Annotated in this window: 12 protein-coding genes; 3 read left to right on the top strand and 9 right to left on the bottom strand. The window is 72.4% G+C overall.

Annotated elements, in window-relative coordinates:
• Positions 1 to 149 precede the first annotated feature (149 nt).
• The gene (locus ACIP94_RS16845; protein ID WP_402425640.1) at positions 150 to 515 is read right to left on the bottom strand and encodes an MGMT family protein; all 366 of its coding nucleotides are present in this window, start codon (positions 513 to 515) and stop codon (positions 150 to 152) included.
• A gap of 188 nt (positions 516 to 703) precedes the next feature.
• Here ACIP94_RS16845 and ACIP94_RS16850 point away from each other — a divergent pair, with 188 nt between their 5' ends.
• The 3 genes from ACIP94_RS16850 to ACIP94_RS16860 all read left to right on the top strand — a co-directional run bounded on the left by ACIP94_RS16850 (position 704) and on the right by ACIP94_RS16860 (position 7029).
• Entirely contained in the window at positions 704 to 3550 is a 2847-nt protein-coding gene (locus ACIP94_RS16850) for a lysylphosphatidylglycerol synthase domain-containing protein (RefSeq protein ID WP_402425642.1), read from the top strand.
• 186 nt (positions 3551 to 3736) lie between these two features.
• Positions 3737 to 5281 (top strand): alpha/beta hydrolase, encoded by a 1545-nt coding sequence (locus tag ACIP94_RS16855; RefSeq protein WP_402425644.1) that lies wholly within the window; start codon positions 3737 to 3739, stop codon positions 5279 to 5281.
• A 203-nt stretch (positions 5282 to 5484) separates the two neighbouring features.
• Positions 5485 to 7029: an alpha/beta hydrolase gene (locus ACIP94_RS16860; RefSeq protein ID WP_402425646.1), complete on the top strand. Its 1545-nt coding sequence runs from the start codon at positions 5485 to 5487 to the stop codon at positions 7027 to 7029.
• Between the two features lie 77 nt (positions 7030 to 7106).
• Here ACIP94_RS16860 and moeZ read toward each other — a convergent pair whose 3' ends face one another.
• The 8 genes from moeZ to ACIP94_RS16900 all read right to left on the bottom strand — a co-directional run bounded on the left by moeZ (position 7107) and on the right by ACIP94_RS16900 (position 17156).
• On the bottom strand, positions 7107 to 8285 hold the full coding sequence (moeZ, locus tag ACIP94_RS16865) for an adenylyltransferase/sulfurtransferase MoeZ (protein ID WP_402425648.1): 1179 nt from the start codon (positions 8283 to 8285) through the stop codon (positions 7107 to 7109).
• Positions 8286 to 8348: 63 nt separating this feature from the next.
• Positions 8349 to 9098: a spherulation-specific family 4 protein gene (locus ACIP94_RS16870; RefSeq protein ID WP_402425650.1), complete on the bottom strand. Its 750-nt coding sequence runs from the start codon at positions 9096 to 9098 to the stop codon at positions 8349 to 8351.
• Entirely contained in the window at positions 9086 to 10045 is a 960-nt protein-coding gene (locus tag ACIP94_RS16875) for an NAD-dependent epimerase/dehydratase family protein (protein WP_402425652.1), read from the bottom strand. Before ACIP94_RS16875 ends, ACIP94_RS16870 begins: the two co-directional genes overlap by 13 nt.
• Before the next feature lie 210 nt (positions 10046 to 10255).
• A complete protein-coding gene (locus tag ACIP94_RS16880) occupies positions 10256 to 11536 on the bottom strand; it encodes a hypothetical protein (protein ID WP_402425654.1) in 1281 nt (426 codons plus the stop codon).
• Positions 11533 to 13263 carry a DUF3492 domain-containing protein gene (locus tag ACIP94_RS16885; protein ID WP_402425656.1) on the bottom strand — a complete coding sequence of 577 codons (1731 nt, stop codon included), beginning with the start codon at positions 13261 to 13263 and terminating at the stop codon, positions 11533 to 11535. Before ACIP94_RS16885 ends, ACIP94_RS16880 begins: the two co-directional genes overlap by 4 nt.
• 244 nt (positions 13264 to 13507) lie before the next feature.
• Positions 13508 to 15139, bottom strand: a complete 1632-nt coding sequence (locus ACIP94_RS16890; protein WP_402425658.1) for a dipeptide ABC transporter ATP-binding protein — start codon at positions 15137 to 15139, stop codon at positions 13508 to 13510.
• Positions 15136 to 16134, bottom strand: a complete 999-nt coding sequence (locus ACIP94_RS16895; RefSeq protein ID WP_402425660.1) for an ABC transporter permease — start codon at positions 16132 to 16134, stop codon at positions 15136 to 15138. Before ACIP94_RS16895 ends, ACIP94_RS16890 begins: the two co-directional genes overlap by 4 nt.
• Positions 16131 to 17156 (bottom strand): ABC transporter permease, encoded by a 1026-nt coding sequence (locus tag ACIP94_RS16900; RefSeq protein ID WP_402425662.1) that lies wholly within the window; start codon positions 17154 to 17156, stop codon positions 16131 to 16133. The genes ACIP94_RS16895 and ACIP94_RS16900 overlap by 4 nt, the downstream gene beginning before the upstream one ends.

The raw sequence follows: 17156 nt of genomic DNA on the forward strand, positions 1-17156 counted from the left end.
TCCCGGAAGCAGGGCTTCCGCTTGTTCCCAGGAGTCCCTCCGGTCACGCCCGTCCCTCACCGCACGAACGTACGGCATGTCACGGACGTGCCGCGTTTCCCCCGAACGGGCCACGGCTTCCCGTCCGGCGCGTCCGATGCCGGAAGCTGTCAGGTGTGACCTTTCACGCATCCGCCGCCGTCCCATCGCGCGCGCTTCATGTCCAGGCGCGGCAGGTGGCCCTCGGACGCGCGGCCGGCCTCCCGCAGCGGGGTGCTCTCCTCCCGGTAGTGGCCGAGGGCGTCCAGTTCGTGCCCCGGCAGGAGTACTCCGTCGGCGCGGACCACTCGCCACCAGGGGACCGCTCCCCCGTAGAGGGCCATCACACGGCCCACCTGGCGCGGGCCGCCCTCCTCCAGCCACTCGGCGACGTCCCCGTACGTCATGACGCGCCCCGGCGGGATGCGTTCGGCCAGGTCAAGGACCCGCTCCGCGTAGTCCGGCAGGGCGTCCACCGGAAGGCTCTGCTCGCTCATCCGGCCCATCCTGCCCCACGCCACCGACAATGTGAGAAGAGAGAGCGGCCCGGCGCAGCCCTCGCCCCGGCCCGGCGCTTCGGGCAGACTGTGCGCCCCCGCATTTGCACCCTGATGCCCCCGTGTGTCGGGTGGGCATGCCACCATCGTGCGGGCGGTGATCGGTGATACGAGACCAAGAAGAGACGATGAAGCAGCAGGGAGTGCACCCCGACGGAGCGGAGGGCACCTCTGAGGGTTCGTCGCGCCCGGACACCACCGCAGCGGGCCCCAGCGCAGGCGAGGATGCGGGGAAGGCGCAGGACAAGGAGACTCCTCAGGTCCCACAGGTCTCGCTGGAGAAGGCGCCCGGGCACGACGGGCCGCGGAAGGACGCACAGCGGCGCGCGGACGACGCGCAGCGGCCGCCCGACCCGGAGGCGGGCTGCGCGGACGCCCCCAACGACGAGGTGGAGGGCGACGAACCGCTGCTCCCCGCGCGCGTGCACCGTCCTTCCGATCTGATGCGCCTCCTGGTGGGCATCCTCGCGATCGGGGTGCTGCTCGCCATCGCCGCGTTCGCGCACGGCACCACCTCGGGTCTCGAACAGGACATCAACAAGGGCACGGGCCAGGCGCCCGATCTCCTGATCAACATCGCGGGTCTGGCGTCCAGCATCGCGATCCTGCTGGTGCCGGTCGCCTTCGCGATCGAACGGCTGATCAAGCGGGACGGTCTGCGCATCGCCGACGGTGTCCTCGCGGCGGTCCTCGCCCACGGGGTGACACTCGCCACGGACCTGTGGGTCGCCAGGGCCGCGCCGCCCTCGATCCAGGACGCGCTCACCCAGCCCTCCCCCGGCGACATCCATGCCCTGACCGACCCGGTGCACGGCTATCTCGCGCCCGTCATCGCCTATATGACGGCGGTTGGCATGTCACGCAGACCGCGCTGGCGCGCCGTGCTGTGGGTGGTGCTGCTGCTCGACGCGTTCTCCATGCTGGTCACCGGCTACACGACACCGTTCTCGATCATTCTGACGGTGCTGATCGGCTGGAGCGTCGCGGCCGGGACGCTGTACGCGGTCGGCTCGCCGAACGTACAGCCCACCGGGCGGACTCTGATGGCGGGTCTGCGCACCGTGGGCTTCCGGCCCGTGAGCGCGGCGCGGGAGGAGATGCCCGACACAGCCGAGAACGGCGACCGCGGCCGGCGCTACTTCGTCACTCTGGAGGACGGGCCTCCCCTGGACGTCACGGTCGTCGACCGCGAGCAGCAGGCACAGGGCTTCTTCTACCGGGTGTGGCGCCGGCTGACGCTACGGGGGATCACCACCCGCAGCAGCCTGCAGTCACTGCGCCAGGCCCTGGAGCAGGAGGCACTCCTCGCGTACGCGGCGATCGCGGCCGGCGCCAACGCGCCCAGGCTGATCGCGACCTCCGAGCTGGGCCCCGACGCGGTGATGCTCGTCTACGAGCACACCGGCGGCCGCACGCTGGACCAACTGTCCGACGAGGAGATCACCGACGGGCTGCTGCACGACACCTGGCACCAGGTGCGGGCTCTCCAGTCGAGGCGCATCGCGCACCGCCGGCTCGCGGGTGACGCCATCGTGGTGGATCGTTCCGGCATCGTCATCCTGACCGACCTGCGCAGCGGCGAGATCGCGGCCGGCGATCTGGTGCTGCGCATGGACATCGCGCAGCTGCTGACCACGCTCGGACTGCGAGTCGGCGCCGAACGGGCGGTGGCCTCCGCTGTCTCCGTGCTCGGCCCGGACGCGGTCGCCGACTGCCTGCCCATGCTGCAGCCGATCGCACTGACGCGCACCACGCGCGCGACGCTGCGGAAACTGGCCCGGGAGCGGGCCCAGCGCGAACGCGAGGCGGTCCTGGAGGCCTCCCGGCAGGCGAAGCTGGCCCGCGCGGCGGAGGCGGGCGACGCCACCGGGGCGGTCCCCGACAAGCCCGACAAGAAGGCCGCACGCGCCGAGCAGCGGGCCGAGAAGCGCGCGATCGGCGAGGCGCTGGAGGAGGCACGCGAGGAGGACCTCCTCACCCAGATCCGCCACCAGGTGCTGCGGATCAGGCCCCAGGCGCCGGTCGAGCCGGCCCGCCTGGAGCGGGTGCGGCCGCGCACGCTGATCAGTTTCATCGCCGGTGCCATCGGCGCGTACTTCCTGCTGACGCAGCTCACCCACATCGAGTTCGGCACGCTCTTCGCCAACGCCGAGTGGGGCTGGGTGGCGGCGGCCGTGTTCTTCTCCGCGCTGAGCTATGTCGCGGCGGCGATGGCGCTGCTCGGCTTCGTGCCCGAACGGGTGCCGTTCTGGCGCGCCGTGGCGGCACAGGTCGCCGGGTCGTTCGTGAAGATCGTGGCCCCCGCCGCGGTCGGTGGTGTCGCGCTCAACACACGCTTCCTCCAGCGGGCGGGCGTACGGCCGGGGCTCGCGGTGGCCAGCGTCGGCGCCTCGCAGCTGTTCGGGCTCGGCTGCCATGTGCTGATGCTGCTGTCGTTCGGCTACCTCACCGGCACCGAGAAGACCCCGTCCCTGTCGCCGTCCCGCACGGTCATCGCCGGTCTGCTGACGGTCGCGGTGCTCGTCCTGGTGGTGACGTCCGTGCCGTTCATGCGGAAATTCGTCGTCACACGCGTGAGGTCGCTGTTCGCCGGTGTGGTGCCGCGCATGCTCGACGTACTCCAGCGGCCGCAGAAACTGATCACCGGCATCGGCGGCATGCTGCTGCTGACCGCCTGCTTCGTGATGTGCCTGGACGCCTCGATCCGGGCGTTCGGTCACGAGGAGCACACCACGCTGAGCCTGGCCAGTGTGGCGGTCGTGTTCCTGGCGGGCAACGCGCTCGGTTCGGCCGCCCCGACCCCCGGCGGCGTGGGCGCGGTGGAGGCCACCCTCACGGTGGGCCTCATCGCGGTCGGCCTGCCCAAGGAGGTCGCGGCGCCGGCGGTGCTGCTCTACCGGCTGCTGACGCTGTGGCTGCCGGTGCTGCCGGGGTGGCTGTTCTTCAACCACCTGTCGCGCAAGGAAGCGCTCTAGACACGCGAGGAAGCGCTCGGAAGGAAGCGCCCCAAGTGAGTGCTTTCCTGTGCGAACTGCCGGCCCCGAAGTGCGAGCTGCCGACCCGGAAGTGCGAGCTGCCGCTCCGGGAAGCGCAGGATCGGCGCCTCACCCGCACGGACCACGCCCCGAGCGCTCCGCAGCGGACGGGCCCAGGATGGGAACATGCCCAACCGACTCCGCATCCGCGCCGCCGCCCTCATCGCCACCGCCGCCGTCCTGCCCTCGCTGATGGCGGGCTGCGCCGGCGGCTTCGTGGACGGAGAGCTGTCGAGCCAGAAGCTGATCTGGAAGGACTGCCCCGCGCCGTCCGAGGCGGAGGGCGGCGGCAGTGCCCCCGCTCCCCTGCCGAGCGGCACACGGTGGCAGTGCGCGACCATGAAGGCGCCCCTCAACTGGAACGACCCCACCGGCGGCACCATCGGGATCGCGCTGATCCGGGCGAAGACCAGCGGTCCCCCGAACAAGCGAATCGGGTCGCTCGTCTTCAACTTCGGCGGCCCGGGCGGCTCCGGGGTCACCGCGCTGCCCGCCTTCGCACAGGACTACGAGACCCTGCGCACCCGTTACGACCTGGTGAGCTTCGACCCACGCGGCGTCGGCCGCAGCGCGGGCGTCAAGTGTGAGGACGACCCGCAGCTCGACGCGTACTTCCAGCAGGACATGACGCCCGACACCGCGGTCGAGCAGACGACCTTCCTGAACAACACCAAGCAGTTCAACAAGGCCTGTCAGCAGCACTCGGGGCGCGTCCTGCCGTATGTGCGCACCCCCGACGCCGCCCGCGACATGGACCTGATGCGCAAGGTGCTCGGCGACGCCAAGCTGTACTACTTCGGCATCTCGTACGGCACCGAACTCGGCGCCGTCTACGCGCACCTGTTCCCCAAGAACGTGGGACGGGCCGTCCTCGACGCGGTCATCGACCCGACGGAGGACCCGGTGCAGGCCTCGCTGGGACAGGCCAAGGGGTTCCAGCTCGCGCTGGACAACTACGCCCGGGACTGCGCCTCCAAGAGCACCGGCTGCCCGGTCGGCCGCACCCCGCAGGATGTCGAGAACCGGATCGCCAAGCTGCTGAAGGACCTCGAGACGAAGCCGCTCCCCGGCATCTTCCCGCGACGCCTGACCCAGACGGCCGCCACGAACGGCATCGCGCAGGCCCTGTACTCCAAGGACTTCTGGGGATACCTCACCGATGGCCTGAAGCAGGCGTACGCGGGTGACGGCAAGCTGCTGATGGCGCTGTCGGACGCGATGAACGGGCGCAACGAGAACGGCCAGTACAGCAATCTCGTCCCCGCGAACGTCGCGATCAACTGCGCGGACGAGAAGCCGCGTTACACCCCCGCCGATGTGAAGGCGAGACTGCCGCAGTTCCGGGCCGCCTCCCCGCTGTTCGGCGACTATCTGGCCTGGGGCCTGATCAGCTGCACGAACTGGCCGGTGGCCGGAGCCGCCAGCCACCCGGACGTGAGCGCCCCCGGCGCCCCGCCGATCCTCGTGGTCGGCAACACCGGTGACCCGGCGACGCCGTACGAGGGGGCGAAGAGGATGGTGCAGGCGCTCGGGCCGGGCATCGGCGTCGAGCTGACGTACCGGGGCCAGGGACACGGTTCGTACGACAGCAGGAACAACTGCGTGCAGAGCGCCGTCAACAACTACCTGCTGAACGGCAAGGTCCCCGCGACCGGCACCGTCTGCTCCTGATCCCCGGGCGGCTCCCGCCACGGCGATCCCCGCTTCCAACGGGTCCCGCGCTGCGGGCACCTGGCCCCCGACCCCACGGCGTTCGGAGGAAAAGTGCAGGTCAGACCGTTTTCCACAGGCAGCCATGGGCTCCGCTCGATCCGCCTACCATGGCCTGACTGCTCTCCGCTGCTCCGTGCGGGGAGCCGGTGAGGGGGGTGCACATGTCACGTGTCGTACGGTGGTCGGCCGCGGTCGCGGCCGCCATGCTGATCACCGGCTGCGGAAGCGGCTCGTCCGAGTCGAGCGCGGACGACGGCAAGGGCAACTCCGGCACGTCGGCGTCGGCGCCGGCACCGCGGCAGGCCGCCTCTCCGGGGCTGCCCGCCTCGCTCACTGCCCAGAAGCTCGCCTGGAGCCGCTGCAAGGGCGTCTCGGTCCCGAGCGGCGACTGGCAGTGCGCGATGATGAAGGCGCCCCTGGACTGGTCGAAGCCCGACGGTGAGACGATCGGCATCGCGCTGATCCGGTCCGGGGCGACCGGAGGCGACCGCATAGGCTCGCTCCTGTTCAACTTCGGTGGCCCGGGCGGCTCCGGCATCTCCACGATGCCGTCGTACGCGAGCACGGCCTCCCAACTCCACGAGCGATACGACCTGGTGAGCTGGGACCCGCGCGGAGTCGGCGCGAGCGAGGGCATCCGCTGCCGCAGCGACAAGGCGATCCAGGCGGCCGAGTCCATCGACGCCACACCCGACGACCCGGCCGAGTTGAAGGCGTACCTCGACGACGCCACCGACTTCGGCAGGGGATGCGCGAAGGCGGCCGGCAAACTGATCACGCATGTGTCGACGGCCGACACCGCGCGCGACATGGACCTGATGCGCCAGGTCCTCGGCGACCGCTCGATGCACTACTTCGGCATCTCCTACGGCACCGAACTGGGCGGTGTGTACGCCCACCTGTTCCCGCAGAACGTGGGGCGCCTGGTGCTGGACGCCGTGGTCGACCCGACCGCCGACAGCCTGGGCCATGCGAAGAACCAGACCCTTGGTTTCCAGCGGGCGCTCGACGACTACCTGAAGTCGACGGGCCAGGACCCCCGGCAGGGCTCCCAGAAGATCGCGGCCCTGCTCAAGCGGATCGACGCCAAGCCGCTGCCGACGGCGTCCGGGCGCAGGCTCACCCAGACCCTGGCCCTCACCGGCATCGTGCTGCCGCTCTACAGCAAGGAGACCTGGCCTGTCCTCACCAGCGCCCTCACCTCGGCGCGGAACGGCAACGGCTCGGAGCTGCTGCGTCTGGCCGACGAGTACAACGACCGCGACGCCCTGGGGCACTACGGCACGACGACGCACTCACAGCGGGTCATATCGTGCCTGGACGACAGACAGCGGCCGACGGCCCAGCAGGTGAAGGCGCTGCTGCCGGAGTTCGAGAGGATCTCGCCCGTCTTCGGCGACTTCCTGGGCTGGGACACGGCCGGCTGGTGCCACGACTGGCCGGCGGCCGGACAGTTCGACCACCCGGAGGTCAGCGCCCCGGGAGCCGCGCCGGTGCTGGTGGTGGGCAACACCGGGGACCCGGCGACCCCCTACGAGGGTGCCCGCAGGATGGCCGACGGGCTGGGCAAGGGCGTCGGCGTCGAACTGACCTGGAAGGGCGAGGGCCACGGTGCGTACGGCAGCGGAAGCGAGTGCGTGGACGCGATCGTGAACGCGTACCTCCTGAACGGCACGGTCCCGAGGGACGGCAAGGTCTGCTCCTGACGACAGGAAGGCCCACAGCGCCTGAACTCGTCAGGGCCGTGGGCCTCTTCGGTCCCGCTGGTCAGCGGAGGGGCCGGTCAGTACACCGGCTTGTGCGGTTCGATCTGGTTGACCCAGCCGATGACGCCGCCGCCGACGTGGACCGCGTCCGCGAAGCCGGCCGACTTCAGGACCGCGAGGACTTCCGCACTGCGGACACCCGTCTTGCAGTGCAGGACGATCTTCTTGTCCTGGGGGAGGCCCACCAGGGCGGTGCCCAGGAGGAACTCGTTCTTGGGGATCAGCCGGGCGCCCGGGATGGAGACGATCTCGTACTCGTTCGGCTCCCGGACGTCGATGATCTCGATGTTCTCGCCGTCGTCGATCCACTCCTTGAGCTGCTTGGGAGTGATCGTCGAGTCGAGGGCCGCCGCCTGGGCCTCCTCGGAGACGACGCCGCAGAAGGCCTCGTAGTCGATGAGCTCCGTGACCGTCGGGTTCTCACCGCAGACCGCGCAGTTGGGGTCCTTGCGGACCTTGACCTGGCGGTACTGCATCTCCAGGGCGTCGTAGATCATCAGCCGGCCGACCAGCGGCTCGCCGGTGCCGGTGAGGACCTTGATCGCCTCGGTGACCTGGATGGAGCCGATGGACGCGCACAGCACGCCGAGGACGCCGCCCTCGGCGCAGGAGGGGACCATGCCCGGCGGCGGGGGCTCCGGGTACAGGCAGCGGTAGCAGGGGCCGTACTCGGACCAGAAGACGGAGGCCTGGCCGTCGAAGCGGTAGATCGAGCCCCACACATACGGCTTGTTCAGCAGCACGCACGCGTCGTTGACCAGGTATCGGGTCGCGAAGTTGTCCGTGCCGTCGACGATCAGGTCGTACTGGCTGAAGATGTCCATCACGTTGTCGGCCTCGAGCCGCTCCTCGTGAAGGATCACGTTCACATAGGGGTTGATGCCCTTGACCGTGTCGCGCGCGGACTCGGCCTTGGAGCGGCCGATGTCGGCCTGGCTGTGGATGATCTGCCGCTGGAGGTTCGACTCGTCCACCTCGTCGAACTCCACGATGCCGAGCGTTCCCACGCCCGCCGCGGCCAGGTACATCAGCGCCGGCGAGCCCAGGCCGCCCGCGCCCACACAGAGCACCTTGGCGTTCTTCAGCCGCTTCTGCCCGTCCATCCCGACATCGGGGATGATCAGGTGGCGGGAGTACCTGCGGACCTCGTCTACGGTGAGCTCGTCAGCCGGCTCGACCAGGGGTGGCAGCGACACGGGGACTCCGTTGGTCGGTCGATCACTACGGTTGTTCTCCTCGTAACACTGCCACGCCCTTCTTCATTCCGAGACACCCGTTCCGAGACGCGAGACGATGTCGTCCCAGTAGCCGGGCATGGTCTCCCAGGGAGCGGTGCGGCCGCCGCGGAGGGTGCGGTCGGTGAACCAGATGGTGCCGGCGCCCTGCCAGCGGGCGATGCGCAGCGCCTCCTCGAGATGGCCGCGCGGCACCCCGTGCACAAAGTGGCAGAACCGCTCGGGCGGGTAGTCGGCGGTCCACTCGGCCACCTGCGACCAGCGGTAGTCGTTCCAAGTGCCGGAGAAGGTGACCAGTTGGTCGGCGTTCTCGGCGTATCCGGGATGGGGATGGGTGCCATGGCCCAGGACGATGTGCCCGTGGTCGAGAAGGACCCGGAGCGTGGTGGTCAGTCGGCGGATCTCGGGGAGCGCGGCGCGTTCGGTCGGGCACCGGTCCAGGAGGAAGCCGTCGACCTCGTACCAGTCGAGATACCGGTGCGCCTCGGAGATCAGCTCGCCGAAGGACCGCGTGCCCTGGATGAGGTCGAGGTGACCGAGAACACGGACGCCCGCGGTGCGCAGACGTCCGGTGGCCTCCAGGCAGTGCGGGTCGAGGCGGGCGCCGGGGCCGCCGCTCACATTCAGGGCGGCCCAGTGCACCGGGGCGCCCGGGCGGGTGAGCGCGTTCCACTCCAGGGGGGCGACCAGGGGGTGCGCATACCCGGGGATACCGAGGCCCACGCCCAGACCGGTGCTCGCGGTGCCCGCGGCGGTGCTGGTCAGATGCGGCATGCCGCCTCCATCCAGATGTCGGCGAGGGACTCCTCGAGGTTGATCCGGGGCCGCCAGCCGAGCCGGTCGCGGGCCGTGCGCACATCGGCCTGCTGCCAGCTGCCGCAGCCGTCGGGGTAGGGGTAGGCCGTCGGCGCCGGGTGTTCGGGGTCGGTGCGGGGGTGGCCGATGGACGGCCGCATCGGCCCGGGGGGACCGTCGAGCTCATGCAGGGACCCGCTGTAGCCGGCGACCCGGGCGAGGACGGCCGCCGCGTCCCGCAGGCGCACCGCGCGGCCCGAGCCGATGTTGATCACGCCCTGGGCGGCGGAGAGGGACGCGGCGTGGACGGCACGGGCGACATCGCGGACGTCGATGAAGTCGCGTTGCACGCCGAGGCCGCCGAGCTTGAGTTCGCCGTCGCCGGCCTGCATCGCGCGACGCAGCGCCTCTGCCAGGCGGCCGAGCGGGGATCCGGCGGGCGTGCCGGGCCCGGCGGGCGAGAACACGCGGAGCACGACGGCGTCCAGCCCGGAGCCGAGGACGAGTTCGGTGGCGGCGAGCTTGCTGACGCCGTACGGCCCGCCCGGACGCGGGACGGCGTCCTCGGCCGTGGAGGAGCCCGGCTGGCTGGGCCCGTACTCGGCGCCGCAGCCGATCTGCACCAGGCGGGCCCCACAACCGCTGCGGCGCAGGGCCTCGCAGATGGTGGCGACGGCGACGGTGTTGTGCCGGGTGAGTTCCCGGGCGCCGCCGCGGATGGCTCCGGCGCAGTTGATGACGACCCCGGGGTGCACGGCGTCCAGGAAGCGGGTGAGGGCGCCGGGGCTGCCGGACGCGAGGTCGAACCGTACATCGGCGTCGTCGCCGCGGCCGAGCGCGGTGAGCTGCACGGCCGGGTCGGCGAGCAGGCGGTCGGCGACGAAGCGGCCGAGGTATCCGTTGGCTCCGATCAGCAGGACCCTCATCGGGCGGCTCCCGGGGCGGATTCTCCGGTTCGGGAGGTGATCATCTGGCGTTCTCCTTCAGGGGTGGTGCCGTGGGATGAGAGGGGCCCGCGGTGTCGGCCCCGCGGGAGCAAGGAGGCGGGACCGGGTCCCGCGCAGTGGCTGTGGCTCATGACGCCGGGGAGGCCGGTGGGCCGGAGCCTCAGGGTGGTGGGGATGCCATGGGCCGGCTCAGGGTGATCCCGGGGGCCCGGCATGGGCCGAGGCCCGGGTCAGTGTGCGGATCGCGTGGACGAGCAGGGCCAGGGCGACCGGGGCGCAGGCGAGGGCCGGGACGGCGCCGGTGCCCAGGGCCTCGGTCAGGGTGCGCACCGGGGCGGCCAGGAATCCGCAGCCGGGGAGCCGGCCGGCGAAGACCGTGGCCAGGGCGGTCGCCTCGGCGGCGGTCGCGGTGCCGAGGGCGGCGGCCTGGGCACGGCCGAAGCCATGGGCGGTGAGCAGCCGGGCGAGCAGCAGGAGCGCGCCCAGGGCGCCGGCCCCGGCGTAGGCGGCGGGCTCGTGGAGGAGGGCCGCGCACAGCGTGAGCAGAGCGGTCAGTGCGCACAGGAAGAGAGCGACGGTGCCGAGGAGGAGCGGTGTGACCGACGTGGTGAAGTCCTCCAGGCCCCGGCTGTCGGCGAGCCGGCGGCGGGCGCGCAGCGCGAAGAGGCGGGCGCACCAGACGGCCGGCCCGCAGGCCAGGGCGAGGGCGAGGACCGGGGCGATGGCCGCGGGGACGGCACCGTCGGGGCCGCCGTCCAGCGCGGCGCGGAGCAGACCGTCGCCGAGCAGTGCGTAGGCGAGGAGCCAGCATGTCCACGCGCGCGTGGCGATGCGGGCCCGGTGGGCGGGTGCGCTCAGGGGGCCCCGGCCGAGGGCCGCGCGCAGCCCGAACGTGACGGCGAGGGCACCGAGTGCGGCGACGCCGAGGCGGAGCCTGCCGTCGGTGAGCCGGAGCCCGATGACGGTGGCCGTGGCCAGGGCGCCCGGAAGCAGCCCCGCGGCCGCGGCCCACGCACGGGACTGGCGGGGGGCGTCCGCCGGGGCGGCCGGCGGTGAGGGCCGGTCGCCGTCGCGGGGTACGCGCGCGTACATCTCCTCGGCGAGCGAGAACACATCCCGGTGGTGGAAGCGCGCGGCGGCCCGGTCGGTGAGGCCGTGGGCCTCCAGACCGGCCACGATCTCCAGCGGGTCGACGGCCCGTTCGCACAGGTCGCGGTGGCGGTGCATCAGGGCCTTGACGGGATCGACGGTGCCACGGCGGGCGGGGGGCCTGCGGGCGGGGTCAGCGTCGCCGGCGGACGGGGGGCCGGCGGTGCCGGCCGCCTGGGGAGCGGGTTCCGGGGCGGCCTGTTGCCCGGGGGCGCGGTCGGCCCGCGGCCGCTCCTGGGGGGTCAGGGCTTCCCAGGACACCGCGTCCCAGGGGCCCTCCGGGGTACCGGGGCGGCGGTCCAGTTCTCCTACGTCGCTCATCGCGCGCCCTCCGCCGCCGGGACGGGTGTCGGAAGGCCGGTGGCGCGTACGGGTACCGTCGTCTCGCCCGGTGTCCACGCCCAGCGCGGTCGGCCGCGCGGCAGTCGCGGCGCGGTCCAGTGGCCGGGCAGATGGGCCTCCGCCGGCACTCCGAAAGGCAGCGGTTCCCCGCTGCCGTCCACGAGCACGCGCCGGACGGGCGAGTGCGAGACGACCTCCAGATAGAGGTCGTGGAAGGCCGTGACGTTCTGCTCGACGGTGAACAGTTCGAGGGCCCGGGCGCGGGCGGCCGCGCCGAGGCGCTCACGGCGCTCGGGATCGCGCAGGAGCGCCACGCACGCCTCCGCGAGCGCGCGCGGGTTGCGCGGCGGGACGACGAGACCCGTGCCGCCGATGACCTCCACCACGGCGCCCACGTCCGTGGAGACCGTCGCCCGGCCGCAGAACATGGCCTCCACCAGGCTGATCGGAAAGCCTTCGACGACGCTCGACAGGACGACGACCGCCCCTGCCGCGTAGGCCTCCGCGAGCCCGGGCATCTCCGGGCCGCCGATGTCCTCGAACGACACCGGGTTGTCACCGACGTCGTGCACGCCGTCGGCCTCGTCGGGGAAGAGCTGCGCGGCCAGCGCCCGGCAGTGCCCCAGGTAGGCCGTGCCCTCGCCACCCGCCGGGGCACCGACGATCCGCAGCCGGGCCCGCGGCTCCTCCTTGCGGATCTCGGCGAAGGCGTGGAGCAGGGAGATGAGGTCCTTCGCCGGTTCGACACGGCCGACCCAGACCAGGGTGCGGGGGTCCGCGTGGTCGGCCGACTCGCCCACCTCGGTGAAGCGGGCCGCCTCCATGCCGGGGTAGACGGTGCGCAGCTTTTCCCGGTCGGCGCCGCAGCGCTCCTGCCAGCGGCGGGCGTGGGTGTTGCCGGGCGTGATGCACGCGGCCCGGCGGTAGACCTCGGCGGCCAGCAGGCGGTGGAAGGAGGCGAGCACGGCGCGCACAGCGGGGGGTGTCTCGCGCGAGGTCCCCAGGTAGTGCGCCCGTAGGTGCACGCCGTACTCGGTGACGAGCAGCGGGATGCCGGCGAAGTGCCGGGCAAGCAGTCCTGGCAGGGCCGCGGTACCGCCGGCGGTGGCGTGGCAGAGGTCGACCGAGCCGAGCGCGTCGTCGTCGTACCAGTCGAGCGAGAGAGGGCGCAGGGCGCGTTCGAGATGTGCGGCCGTCCGGAGCAGTTCGGGAACGCGCGCCGTGCGCGCCGCCCGCAGGGCGTGGGGCGCGCGGCAGGCCTGTTCCAGGGCGCGTACGGCGGCCTCGGAGCGCAGGGCCCCGGTCAGTCCGCCCTCGTCGCGGGCGAGTTCGGCGAGCGCGTGCAGGGCATTGCCGAAACGGTCCGCCTCGGGACCTGCCGTTCCCGGGGGGTCCTGCGGCGACCCTGGTTCCGGGGCGGTGCAGAGAGCGGCGGCCAGTTCGGCGTAGGCCTCGGCGAACCGGCGGCGCGCCCGGCGCCCGTGCGTGGCCCCGTCGTCCCGCGCGGTCCACAGGGGGGCCGTCCGTACCCGGCCGACGTGCGGCGGCAGCGGCAGCCGGCCCTCGGCCTCCTGCCGCTCGGTGCGGCTGAGCGCGTAGATGTCGAACTCGTGCTGCCCGAGTCCGCGTACGAGGCGGTCGCACCAGAGCCTGGCGTCACCGCACACATATGGATAGCCACCCTCCGTAAGCAGTCCGATGCGCACGAGTGCACCCCCGATCTCCCGTATGGGGAGCCGCCGTTGTGCCGGCGGCTCGCAGCGGGACGAACGTAAGCGGACAAGGCGGTGGCGCGACGGACGGTTGTCCATCGCACCACCAAAAGGGGTGAACGGTCGTAACTTTCGCGCGCGGACGGCGTTCACTCGTGTCAAGGAGTCGCTCGGCCGTGCTGCTTCGTGCTGCTCCGTGCGGCGGCCGGCCCGGGGCCGGACCGCCGCACGGCGGGGCTCACGCCGTCGCGAGCACCTTCCGGGCGGCGCGCCGCTCGGCCGCGACCGCGGGGTCGAGCGCCGGTACGGCCGCCAGCAGCCGCCGCGTGTACGGGTCCCGGGGCGCGTCGTAGACCTCGTCGGCGGCCCCGTACTCGACGATCCGCCCGCGCCGCATCACCGCGACCCGGTCGCTGACCTGGCGCACCACGGCGAGGTCATGGGCCACGAAGACGAGCGCGAGCCCGAGTTCGCGTTGCAGTTCGCCCAGCAGGGCCGCGATCTGCGCCTGGGTGGTGACGTCGAGCGCCGAGACCGGCTCGTCGCAGACGATGACGCGCGGGTCGGCGGCGAGGGCCCGCGCGATGCCCACGCGCTGGCGCTGCCCGCCGCTGAACTCATGCGGATAACGGTCGTAGTGCGCCTCGTCCAGCCCCACGCGCCGCAGCAGTTCGCGTACGCGCGCCCGGATGCGCCCCTCCTCCTTCCCCCACTCCCGGCCTCGCCCGAGCGGCGGGACCCCCATCCCGCGTGCCCGCAGCGGGTCGGCGATCGACTCGCCCACGCTGCGGCGGGGGTTGAGGGAGGAGACGGGGTCCTGGAAGATCATCTGGACGGCCGGGTCGACCCCGGAGCGCACCGCGCCTCCATGGCGGACCTCGCCGGCCGTGGGCTCCAGCAGCCCGACCAGCATCCGGCCCAGGGTGGTCTTCCCGCTGCCGCTCTCCCCGACGATGCCGAGTGTCTCGCCGCGCCGCACCGTGAGCGACACGTCGTCCACGGCGGCGAATCTCCGCCTGCCGCGCCCGAATTCGCGCCGCAGGCCCGATGCCTCGATGACGACCTCGTCGGAGGGGGCGCTCGCGCGCACGCGGGGCGCGTCCACGCGCGGCACCGCGCCCAGCAGGTCGCGTGTGTACTCCTCGCGGGGCTCCCCCAGCACGCCGTCGACCGGGCCGTGTTCGACGGCCCTGCCGTGGCGCATCACCAGCACCTCGTCGACGCTCTCGGCGGCGACTCCCACGTCATGGGTGACCAGCAGCAGCCCCATCCCGGTCTCCTGCCGCAGGGTGTGCAGCAGGTCGAGGATCTGGGCCTGGACGGTCACGTCCAGCGCGGTGGTCGGCTCGTCGGCGATCAGCAGCTCGGGCTCACACGCGAGCGCCATGGCGATCAGGGCGCGCTGGCGCATGCCGCCGCTGAACTCGTGGGGCCGCGAGCGGGAGCGCCGTGCCGCGTCCGGAATGCCGACCCGGTCCAGCACCTCGACGGCACGCGCGCGTGCGGCGCGCCGGGAGGCGCGGGTGCGCACCCGGTAGACCTCGGCGATCTGGTCGCCGATCGCGTAGTAGGGATCCAGGGAGGACAGCGGGTCCTGGAAGACCATGGCGGCCTTCCCGCCGCGCAGCCGGCGCAGTTCCTCCTCGGACGCCTGCCGCACGTCGGTGCCGGCGACGAGGATCGAGCCACCGACGCGGGCGCCCGTGCCGCGGTGCAGCCCCAGCAGGGCCGCCGCCACGGTGGACTTGCCGGAGCCGGACTCGCCGACCAGGCCCAGGGCGGCGCCCTTCTCCAGCCGGAAGGAGAGTCCGTCGACGGCGCTCAGGTCACCGAACCGGACGGTCAGATCCGTCACTTCCACGAGGCTCATACGAGTACCACCCGTCGGTCGGCCACCGCGTAGAGCACGTCCGCGACGGCGTTGGCGACGACCACGAAGAAGCCGATGACCAGGACCATGCCGACGACCACCGGCAGGTCGACGACCTTCACCGCCTGGACCAGTTCCTGTCCGATGCCGGGCAGTCCGAAGAGCGTCTCGGTGAGCACGGCGCCGCCGACGGCCGAGCCGAAGTTGTTGGCGTTCAGCGCGATGACGGGCGCGAGCGCGCCGCGCAGCGCGTGCCGTCCGATGACCGAGCGCTCGCCGACGCCGTAGGCCCGGAAGGTCCGTATGTGGTCCTCGGCGAGCGTCTCCAGCATCGACGCCCTGGTCAGACGGGCGAAGGTGGCGGCCTCGACCAGGGCGAGGGAGAGCCACGGCAGCAGCAGGTTCCACGCCCACTGCTCGGGGTCGTCGGTGAAGGCGACGTACTGCGGGAAGGGCAGCAGACGCAGCTCGCCGCAGACGACGATCATGAGGACCAGGCCGATGACGAAGACGGGTGTGGCGGTGCCCACCAGGGTGATGCCGGTCAGCACCCGCTCGGTGGGCCGGCCGCGTCGCCACGCGGAGAGCATGCCGGTGCCCACGCCGAGGAGGAGCCACAGCACCATCGCGCCGAGCACGAGCGACAGGCTGACCGGGAGCTTGGCCAGGATGAGGCCCGTGACCTGCTGGTCGCTCTGGTAGGAGAGGCCGAGGCAGGGCGCCGTGCAGTGCTCCACCGATGTGCCGGTGGAGTAGTCCTGGCCCACCAGGAGCCCCTGGAGGAAGTGTTCGTAGCGCACATACAGCGGCTCGTCGAGCCTCAGCTGCTGAGCGACCTGGTGCACCTGTTCCGGTGAGCAGCGCGGGCCGCAGGTGATCTGGGCGACGTTGCCGGGGGTGACGTAGAAGACGACGTAGACGATCAGCGAGATGGCGAACAGGGTGATGAGGGCGCCGACGGCGCGCCTGACGAGAAAACCGCCGAAGCCGCTCATGCCTCCGCTCCCTTCCCGGTCTTCTTCTCGCCCGTCCGGTCCTCGCGTTTGCGGCCGGTGCCGACGCGCAGGCGGGAGGCGGCGCGCGGGTCGAGGGCCGTGCGGACGCCGTCGCCGAGGACGGTCAGGGCGAGGACGGTGACGAAGAGGGCGCCCGCCGGGAACAGCAGGTACTGCGGCGCCGCCTGGTACCAGACGTCGGCGGCGGTGAGCATCTGTCCCCAGGACGGTGTCGGCGGTTTCACGCCGACACCGAGGAAGGACAGGGCTGCCTCGACTGTGATGTTGATGGGGACGAGCAGGGCCGCGTAGGTGATGACGGGCGCCGCCAGGCCGGGCAGCAGCTCGCGGCGGGCGATCCGCCAGGTGCCCCAGCCGCTGAGCCGGGCGGCGGAGACATAGTCGAGGCCCTTCAAGGTGAGCGTCTGCGCGCGCACGATCTTCGCGACGTTGCCCCAGGCGATCAGGCCGATGACCAGGGTGACGAGGACGGGCCTCGGGAAGCTCGCCGGCACGATGGCGAGCAGCGCCAGTGACATGATCATCAGCGGCATGCCCACGATGATGTCGGTGGCCCGGCTCAGCAGCTGATCGACCCAGCGGTTGCCGAGTGCGGAGGCGACACCGACCGCGACCCCGATGAGCACCTGGACGGCGGTGGCCGCCAGCGCGACGCCGAGGGAGACCCGGGCGCCGTACACCAGACGCGCGAACAGGTCGCGTCCGGTCTGCGGCTCGACGCCGAGCCAGTGGTCGGCGCTCATACCTCCGAACGACCCTACGGGGACGCCGCCGCGTGCGGAGTCGACGAGCCCGGGGTGGTACGTGGTCGGGTCCTGGCCCTCGATCGCGGTGAGCAGCGGCGCGGCGAGCGCGACCAGGACGAGCAGCGCGACGACGGCCGCCGCGACGAGGGCGGCGCGCTGCGCCCGCAGCCGCCGCCGGAACAGAAGAGCCCCCGAGGCTCCCGGGACGGGGGTGTCCGTCCCGGGAGCCTGGGCGGCGACAAGTGCCTCGCTCAC

Origin of the sequence: Streptomyces sp. NPDC093261, from assembly GCF_044753645.1 — a bacterium.
Taxonomy (GTDB): Bacteria; Actinomycetota; Actinomycetes; order Streptomycetales; family Streptomycetaceae; genus Streptomyces.

Bases quoted from the DNA above. Each gene is read 5' to 3' on its own strand.
- ACIP94_RS16870 (WP_402425650.1), bottom strand. From the start codon at position 9,098: ATGCCGCATCTGACCAGCACCGCCGCGGGCACCGCGAGCACCGGTCTG.
- ACIP94_RS16890 (WP_402425658.1), bottom strand. From the start codon at position 15,139: ATGAGCCTCGTGGAAGTGACGGATCTGACCGTCCGGTTCGGTGACCTG.
- ACIP94_RS16860 (WP_402425646.1), top strand. From the start codon at position 5,485: ATGTCACGTGTCGTACGGTGGTCGGCCGCGGTCGCGGCCGCCATGCTG.
- ACIP94_RS16875 (WP_402425652.1), bottom strand. From the start codon at position 10,045: ATGAGGGTCCTGCTGATCGGAGCCAACGGATACCTCGGCCGCTTCGTC.
- ACIP94_RS16850 (WP_402425642.1), top strand. From the start codon at position 704: ATGAAGCAGCAGGGAGTGCACCCCGACGGAGCGGAGGGCACCTCTGAG.
- ACIP94_RS16880 (WP_402425654.1), bottom strand. From the start codon at position 11,536: ATGAGCGACGTAGGAGAACTGGACCGCCGCCCCGGTACCCCGGAGGGC.
- ACIP94_RS16855 (WP_402425644.1), top strand. From the start codon at position 3,737: ATGCCCAACCGACTCCGCATCCGCGCCGCCGCCCTCATCGCCACCGCC.
- ACIP94_RS16845 (WP_402425640.1), bottom strand. From the start codon at position 515: ATGAGCGAGCAGAGCCTTCCGGTGGACGCCCTGCCGGACTACGCGGAG.
- ACIP94_RS16895 (WP_402425660.1), bottom strand. From the start codon at position 16,134: ATGAGCGGCTTCGGCGGTTTTCTCGTCAGGCGCGCCGTCGGCGCCCTC.